The 8,019-nt window shown below is 61.7% G+C and carries 8 protein-coding genes; 5 read left to right on the top strand and 3 right to left on the bottom strand.

Annotated elements, in window-relative coordinates; translation table 11 throughout:
* Positions 1–224, bottom strand: a 224-nt coding sequence (locus tag ABYW26_RS07400) for an orotidine 5'-phosphate decarboxylase / HUMPS family protein (protein ID WP_372604137.1), incomplete at its 3' end; no start/stop codon positions are given.
* Positions 225–429: 205 nt separating this feature from the next.
* Between ABYW26_RS07400 and clpB the strand changes: the two genes are divergently transcribed.
* Complete coding sequence (gene clpB / locus ABYW26_RS07395; RefSeq protein ID WP_372604136.1) at positions 430–3,042, top strand: ATP-dependent chaperone ClpB; 2,613 nt, start codon at positions 430–432, stop codon at positions 3,040–3,042.
* Between the two features lie 138 nt (positions 3,043–3,180).
* Here clpB and ABYW26_RS07390 read toward each other — a convergent pair whose 3' ends face one another.
* Complete coding sequence (locus tag ABYW26_RS07390; protein WP_372604135.1) at positions 3,181–3,675, bottom strand: fasciclin domain-containing protein; 495 nt, start codon at positions 3,673–3,675, stop codon at positions 3,181–3,183.
* Positions 3,676–3,859: 184 nt separating this feature from the next.
* Positions 3,860–4,303 carry a DUF302 domain-containing protein gene (locus ABYW26_RS07385; RefSeq protein WP_372604134.1) on the bottom strand — a complete coding sequence of 148 codons (444 nt, stop codon included), beginning with the start codon at positions 4,301–4,303 and terminating at the stop codon, positions 3,860–3,862.
* Positions 4,304–4,415: 112 nt separating this feature from the next.
* Between ABYW26_RS07385 and ABYW26_RS07380 the strand changes: the two genes are divergently transcribed.
* The 4 genes from ABYW26_RS07380 to msrQ all read left to right on the top strand — a co-directional run bounded on the left by ABYW26_RS07380 (position 4,416) and on the right by msrQ (position 7,716).
* Entirely contained in the window at positions 4,416–5,912 is a 1,497-nt protein-coding gene (locus ABYW26_RS07380; protein ID WP_372604133.1) for an FMN-binding glutamate synthase family protein, read from the top strand.
* Between the two features lie 67 nt (positions 5,913–5,979).
* Positions 5,980–6,900: a protein-methionine-sulfoxide reductase catalytic subunit MsrP gene (gene msrP / locus ABYW26_RS07375; RefSeq protein ID WP_372604132.1), complete on the top strand. Its 921-nt coding sequence runs from the start codon at positions 5,980–5,982 to the stop codon at positions 6,898–6,900.
* A 1-nt stretch (position 6,901) separates the two neighbouring features.
* The gene (locus ABYW26_RS07370; RefSeq protein ID WP_372604131.1) at positions 6,902–7,111 is read left to right on the top strand and encodes a GDCCVxC domain-containing (seleno)protein; all 210 of its coding nucleotides are present in this window, start codon (positions 6,902–6,904) and stop codon (positions 7,109–7,111) included.
* Positions 7,108–7,716 (top strand): protein-methionine-sulfoxide reductase heme-binding subunit MsrQ, encoded by a 609-nt coding sequence (gene msrQ, locus ABYW26_RS07365; RefSeq protein ID WP_372604130.1) that lies wholly within the window; start codon positions 7,108–7,110, stop codon positions 7,714–7,716. The genes ABYW26_RS07370 and msrQ overlap by 4 nt, the downstream gene beginning before the upstream one ends.
* Positions 7,717–8,019 lie beyond the last annotated feature (303 nt).

Raw genomic sequence — 8,019 nt, 5'->3', positions numbered from 1 at the left:
TTTTCCACGGTTGCGCCGATGTCGAACAATTTCATGTCCAGAAAGATGCGCTTGCCGTATTCGTCCTTCAGCTCGCGCGCCAGGGCCAGCCCGCCTCCGGTCAGCATGCCCAGCCCGATCTTGTAGAACGACACCGCGTCACCGATTTTCCCGGCCAGTTCCAGCCCTCGATGCGCGTTCGGCACGTCAAGGGCGACGATCAGGCGGTCTTGGGGGTTGGTCATGGTGTGGCTCCTGTCTGGACGTTCGCAACCTCATACCGGCGGCACCGATACGGGGCAAGCAACGGGACGGAAAATGTGCATTTTGCGATCACGAGCGCTTGAAATTTCCACCGCCGATTGCCACCTGAAATCAGGAAGACCCGCAGGGGCGCGCTGCTTGGCAGGCGTTCGGAAAAGCGGGGGCTTAACAAGAGGAGAATGACCGATGAACCTTGAGAAGTTCACGGAGCGGTCGCGCGGTTTCATTCAGGCCGCCCAGACGATTGCCATGCGGGAAAGCCATCAGCGGCTTGCGCCCGAACACCTTCTGAAAGCAGTGATGGACGACGAACAGGGGCTGGCAAGCAACCTGATCCGTCGCGCTGGCGGCGCGCCCGAGCGCGTGGTCGAGGCGTTGGAAATCGCTTTGTCGAAAATGCCCAAGGTCACGGGCGATGCCGGGCAGGTCTATCTTGATTCCGCCACCGGCAAGGTGCTGGACGAGGCGGAAAAGCTTGCCAAGAAAGCCGGCGACAGTTTCGTTCCGGTCGAGCGCATCCTGACCGCGCTGGCGATCGTGAAATCCGGCGCCAAGGACGCGCTGGATGCAGGCGCTGTGACCGCGCAGAACCTGAACGCTGCGATCAATGACATTCGCAAAGGCCGCACCGCCGACACGGCCAGCGCCGAAGAGGGCTATGATGCCCTGAAGAAATATGCCCGCGACCTGACCGAGGCCGCCGAACAAGGCAAGATCGACCCGATCATCGGCCGCGACGAGGAAATCCGCCGCGCCATGCAGGTTCTGTCGCGCCGCACCAAGAACAACCCGGTTCTGATCGGCGAGCCGGGCGTCGGTAAAACCGCGATCGCCGAGGGCCTTGCTTTGCGCATCGTCAATGGCGACGTGCCGGAAAGCCTGAAGAACAAGCGTCTTATGGCGCTGGATATGGGCGCGCTGATCGCGGGCGCAAAATATCGGGGTGAATTCGAAGAACGCCTGAAAGCGATCCTCAAGGAAATCGAGGCCGCCGCTGGTGAAATCATCCTGTTCATCGACGAGATGCACACGCTGGTCGGCGCCGGTAAGGCCGATGGCGCGATGGACGCCGCCAACCTGATCAAACCGGCGCTTGCGCGCGGTGAACTGCATTGTATCGGCGCGACCACGCTGGATGAATATCGCAAGCACGTCGAAAAAGACGCGGCCCTGGCCCGCCGGTTCCAGCCGGTGCTGGTGGATGAACCGACGGTCGAGGACACGATCAGCATCCTGCGCGGCATCAAGGAGAAATACGAGCTGCACCACGGGGTGCGGATCTCGGACAGCGCCCTTGTCGCCGCCGCGACGCTGAGCCACCGCTATATCACCGACCGCTTCCTGCCGGACAAGGCCATCGACCTGATGGACGAAGCCGCCAGCCGTCTGCGCATGGAAGTCGACAGCAAACCCGAAGAGCTGGACCAGCTTGACCGCCAGATCCTGCAATTGCAGATCGAGGCCGAGGCGCTGAAGAAAGAAGATGACACAGCCAGCAAGGACCGGCTGGAAAAGCTGGTCAAGGAACTGTCCGATCTTCAGGAACGCTCTAGCGAAATGACTGCCAAATGGCAGGCCGAACGCGACAAGCTGGACAGCGCGCGCGAGCTGAAAGAGCAGCTGGATAAAGCGCGGGCCGAACTGGACCACGCCAAGCGCGAAGGCAATCTGGCCCGCGCGGGTGAGCTGTCCTATGGCGTCATCCCGCAGCTTGAAAAGCAACTGGCCGAAGCCGAGGCACAGGACGACATGATGGTCGAAGAGGCCGTGCGCCCCGAACAGATCGCACAGGTCGTCGAGCGCTGGACCGGCATCCCGACCAGCAAGATGCTGGAAGGCGAGCGGGAAAAGCTGCTGAAGATGGAAGAGGAGCTGGGCAAGCGCGTGATCGGTCAGCGGGCGGCCGTCACCGCCGTGGCCAATGCCGTGCGCCGGGCGCGGGCCGGTCTGAACGACGAAAACCGGCCGCTGGGCAGCTTCCTGTTCCTCGGGCCGACCGGCGTCGGGAAAACCGAGCTGACCAAGGCGGTGGCTGAATATCTGTTTGATGACGACAATGCGATGGTCCGCATCGATATGTCGGAATTCATGGAGAAACACGCCGTGTCCCGCCTGATCGGTGCGCCTCCGGGCTATGTCGGCTATGACGAAGGCGGTGTCCTGACCGAGGCCGTGCGTCGCCGCCCGTATCAGGTTGTGCTGTTCGACGAGGTCGAAAAGGCCCACCCGGACGTGTTCAACGTGCTGCTGCAGGTGCTGGATGACGGCGTTCTGACCGATGGTCAGGGTCGGACGGTGGACTTCAAGCAAACGCTGATCGTGCTGACCTCGAACCTTGGGTCTCAGGCGCTTAGCCAAATGCCCGACGGGGCCGATGCCGCTCAGGCCAAGCGGGACGTGATGGATGCGGTGCGGGCACATTTCCGGCCGGAATTCCTGAACCGTCTGGACGAAACGATCATCTTCGACCGGCTCAGCCGCACCGATATGGATGGCATCGTTGAAATCCAACTGCGCCGTCTGGCCAAACGTCTGGCGGGCCGCAAGATCACGCTGGAGCTGGATACCGAGGCCAAGAAATGGCTGGCGGACGAAGGCTATGACCCGGTGTTCGGCGCGCGGCCACTGAAACGGGTGATTCAGCGCAGCCTGCAAGACCGGCTGGCGGAACTGATCCTCAGCGGTCAGGTCCACGATGGCGACACCATCCCGATCAGCGCTGGGGCCGAAGGTCTGCTGATCGGCAACCGGGTGGGCACCTCCCAGCAGGAACCGCCGCAAGACGCGGTCGTGCATTAAGAAAAGGGGGCCACGCGGCCCCCTTTTTACTTTTGGCCTCCGGCGGGGATATTTTTCCGAAGAAGAAGGGCCATTTTTCTTGGATCAAATACTCCCGCCGGAGGCATCGCGACGCGCCCTTGGGCGCGGCGCAATCGGTTATTTCATCGACGGCGGCATCAGCACGGCGTCGATGACATGGATCACGCCGTTGCTGGCGCCGATATCGGCGGTCACGACATGGGCGTTATCGACCATGACCTTGCCTTCGGTCATCACGGTGATCTCAGAGCCCTGAACGGTGGCGGCCATCATGTTGTGGCTCAGATCGCCCGACATCACTTTGCCCGGCACGACGTGATAGGTCAGCACCGAAACCAGCATGTCCTTGTTTTCGGGTTTCAGCAGCATGTCGACCGTGCCTTCGGGCAGGGCGGCAAAGGCGTCATCGGTGGGGGCGAAGACGGTGAACGGGCCTTCGCCCTTCAGCGTGTCCACCAGACCGGCGGCCTGAACGGCGGCGACGAGGGTGGTGAAGCTGCCGGCGCCGACGGCCGTGTCCACGATGTCCATCGCGTGACCGCCGGCAAAGGCCGGGGCGGAGGCGGTCATCAGGGTTGCTGCGGTCAGGCCAAGAAAAGTTCTGCGGATCATTGTTCGTCTCCCAAACTGGTGAAATGCCGGTCAGTGGCATCGTTCGGGTTACGGCGGGCCTGTGGGATTGGATGACAGGGGTTTCGTCAATAATCAGCTTGATCCGCACCGGCCCCGCACTAAGCCGGGCCGGTAACGGATTTCCAGTCACGGTTTAGTGCGCGGATGTGAACGCGCGCGCCGGTTATTCGACGCCTGCGGCCTCGCGGGCGATGGTGTCGAGCAACGCCTGCACATCTTGCATCGGGCCTTCGGGATAGGCGCGGAAGCCGACGACGGTTTCATCGCTGTCGGGGCGGGCAAAGACGAATATGTCATAGGGGCAGAATATGATGTTCATATAATCTGCCTCCATCACCTTGCGCGACAGGTTGGCCGAGCAAAAGCTGTACACGTCGGCATGGGTAAAGATGGTCACGTCCGAGCCGACATCCTTTTTGGTGCGCTCCAGCATGTCGCCGGTATGGCTGATACTGTCGATCACCAGCCCCTGCGCCAAAATCGCTGATTCAAGCGCAAAGGTGACATCGTCGAAGCTGTCTTTGGTCGAATAGGTGACCGCATCCTGCGCCAAGGCAGGCGAGGCCAGCGTAGCGATTACGGCCAGCGCGGCGAGTGGGTTTTTCATAGCGTCCTCCCTGAACTGCTACAGGTCATTATAGTGTAGCCTGAAATTACAGTCTGGGCACGGTGCTTTGACAGCGCCATGATGCAGGACAAATTCGGTCAGGAGAACGGGAATGGATTGGGCAGGACGCGCGTTGGAATGGCTGGCGCTTGGATTCGTGTTGGCGCTGGGGCTGCTGGCGCTGGTCGTCGTGCTGATGTTCATCATCGACCGGGTTCAGACCAGCGATGCCATTCGGCGGAATTATCCGGTGATCGGGCGGTTCCGGCATTTGTTCACCGCGCTGGGTGAATTTTTCCGGCAGTATTTCTTTGCGATGGACCGCGAAGAGATGCCGTTCAACCGGGCGCAGCGGGAATGGGTGAACCGGGCGTCCGAGGGCAAGGGCAACACCATCGCCTTTGGCTCGACCCGCAACCTGAACATTCCGGCGACGCCGATTTTCGTGAATGCCGCCTTTCCGCCGCTGGACAATCAGTTCGCCGCGACCGAGCCGATGCTGATCGGCCCCTATGCGCGCCAGCCCTATCTGGCGCCGTCGATCTTTAACATCTCGGGCATGAGCTTTGGTGCGATCTCGCGTCCGGCGGTCGAGGCGCTGAGCCTTGGCGCGGCCGAGGCCGGGATCTGGCTGAACACCGGCGAGGGCGCGTTGTCGCCCTATCATATGAAGGGCAAGTGCGACATCGTTTACCAGATCGGCACCGCCAAATACGGGGTGCGCGATGAACACGGCAACCTGTCGGATGACAAGCTAAGGGCGGCGGCCGCCAACCCGCAGGTCAAGATGTTCGAACTGAAGCTGGCGCAGGGGGCCAAACCCGGCAAGGGCGGCATTCTGCCCGGTGCCAAGGTCAATGCCGAGATCGCTGAAATCCGTGGCATCCCGATCGGGCAGGCCAGCCATTCGCCCAACCGCCATAAAGAGGTGGACGATTGGGAGGATCTGTTGGATCTGATCGGCCATATCCGCGAGGTGACCGGCAAGCCCGTCGGCTTCAAGACCGTGGTCGGCGCGCCCGAGCCGTTTCTGGACCTGTTCCACGCCATCCGCGCCCGTGGCGTCGAATCCGCGCCTGACTTTATCACCATTGATGGCGGCGAGGGCGGCACCGGCGCCGCGCCGATGCCGCTGATGGATCTGGTCGGGATGCCGATCCGCGAAGCGATGCTGATGGTCAGCAACCTGCGCGATGCCTGCGGGCTGCATGATCGCATCCGGCTGATCGCTAGCGGCAAGCTGGTCAATCCCGGCGATGTGGCCTGGGCGATTGCTGCCGGGGCGGATTTCGTGACCTCGGCGCGGGGATTCATGTTCGCGCTGGGCTGTATTCAGGCGCTGAAGTGCAATCGCAACACCTGTCCGACCGGGATCACCACCCATGACGCGCGCCTGCAAAAGGGTTTGGTGGTCGAGCGCAAATACAAGCGTGTCGCGGCCTATGCCCGTTCGGTCATCAACGAGGTCGAGACCATCGCCCATTCGGTCGGCGTGGCCGAGCCTCGGCTGATGCGGCGCCGGCATGTGCGGATCGTGCAGCCGGACGGATCGTCGAAACCGATGAACGAAATCTATCCGCGCTCGGACCCGCTGACGACGGAATCGTGATCGACGGTGTTTTGGCTGTAAGGGCGATCTGCGCTAGGTCTGGGGCAAGGATTTCACGGAGGGTTCCATGTCGCATCGCTTTCGCCCCGATCTTGGTTGGTCGGATGTCACGCCCAAGGCGGATTTTTTGAATCGGCGGCAGTTTATGGCCTCGGCTGCGGCAGGGCTGATCGCCAGCCCGGCGCTTGCGGGGCTGAACGCGAAGCCCAGCGTCTATTCGACGATGGAAAAGCCGAATTCGCGCGATGACATCACCCAATACAATAACTTTTACGAGTTCGGTTTCGACAAGGGCGACCCGGCGAAGAATGCGCATCTGCTGACCACCGACCCCTGGGCGGTCAAGATCGACGGTCTGGTGGACCGGCCCGGCAATTACGATCTGGGCGACATCCTGACCGGTGCGCCGCTGGAAGAACGCATCTATCGTCTGCGTTGTGTCGAGGCATGGTCGTTGGTGGTGCCATGGGTCGGGTTCGAATTGTCGCACCTGCTGAACCGGGTCGGGGTGCAACCGGGGGCGAAATATGTCGCCTTTGAAACCCTGTTCCGCCCTGACGAGATGCCCGGCCAGCGTCGCCGGGTTCTGGACTGGCCCTATCGCGAGGGGCTGCGGCTGGACGAGGCGATGCATCCGCTGACGATTCTGGCGAATGGTGTTTATGGCGAAGACCTGCCGAACCAGTGCGGCGCGCCGCTGCGGCTGGTGGTGCCGTGGAAATACGGGTTCAAGTCGATCAAATCCATCGTGCGCATCTCGTTGACCGCTGAACAGCCGCCCGCGACATGGAATATGGAGCAGTCGCGCGAATACGGCTTTTACGCCAATGTGAACCCGCAGGTGGATCACCCGCGCTGGTCGCAAGCGACCGAGCGTCGGATCGGCGGCGGATTGTTCAACGCTCGGCAGGATACGCTGATGTTCAACGGCTATGCCGATCAGGTCGCGGACCTGTATGCGGGCATGGACCTGAAAAAGCAGTTCTGAGATGGCCGAGCTGACCTCGATCCTGACCTGCCCGCAGTGCGGCAAACGCACGACCGAGCAAATGCCGACCGACTCGTGCGTGTTCTTCTATGAATGTCCGGGCTGTCACACCGTTCTCAGGCCGCTGGCCGGCGATTGCTGTGTGTTCTGTTCCTATGGCACCGCGCCCTGTCCTCCGGTTCAGGCCGGCGCAGGCTGTTGCGCCACATGAGCCGCCTGTCCGATCGGGTGAATGGCCTGCTGCGCCGGGGGCCGACTTGGCCGCTGTATGTGCTGGGGATGGTGCCTGCGGGCTGGTTCCTGTGGCTGGGTCTGACCGGCGGGCTTGGCCCCGAGCCGATCAAGGCGCTTGAACACAAGCTGGGCGAGACCGCGCTGCAATTGCTGATCGTGGTGTTGGCGGTGACGCCGCTGCGCCGGTTCACCGGCATCAGCCTGATCCGCTTTCGCCGGGCGCTGGGCTTGCTGGCCTTTGCCTATGTGGCGCTGCATCTGGCGACATGGGCGTTTCTGGATGTGCAAAGCTGGGGCCGGGTCTGGGCCGATATCGTAAAGCGCCCCTATATCACCATCGGCATGGCGGGTTTCGTGCTGATGCTGCCGCTGGCGCTGACCTCGAACAACTGGTCGATCCGGCGGTTGCGGGCCAATTGGCGCAAATTGCACCGCCTGACCTATGCCATCGTGGTTCTGGGGGGCGTGCATTACGTGATGCTGGTCAAAGGATGGCAAACCCAGCCGCTGGTCTACCTCGCGGTGATCCTGCTGCTTTTGGGGCTGCGATTCCAGCCCGCGCGACGCCGTCAGCCCGCCTGAACAGCACGCTTTGCTGCATCTGCACCAACCGAGTCATTCAATCGCCGTGACTCGGCCCGGAAAACACCGATTCCAAAGCGGCGAAAGCGGCGCCAACACAAGAATTTCAGATTCTATTCGTCGTAAGTAACAGTAAAATAACAAGAAATACGGAATTTCATTTTTTCCGTGTTAATTTTGAAAAAAGCGCTTGCGGGCTGTGCGAGTTATCCTTAGAACCCCCTTCACCGGCGGCGCTGATGGCGCGGTTGGGACGCGGGACGGCGGACGGAGCGATGCTTCTGAGGTTGTTTAGCGGGACTA

Source organism: Actibacterium sp. (genome assembly GCF_041584535.1).
Taxonomy (GTDB): domain Bacteria; phylum Pseudomonadota; class Alphaproteobacteria; order Rhodobacterales; family Rhodobacteraceae; genus Actibacterium_D.
This window is presented reverse-complemented; position numbering and strand designations above follow the sequence as displayed.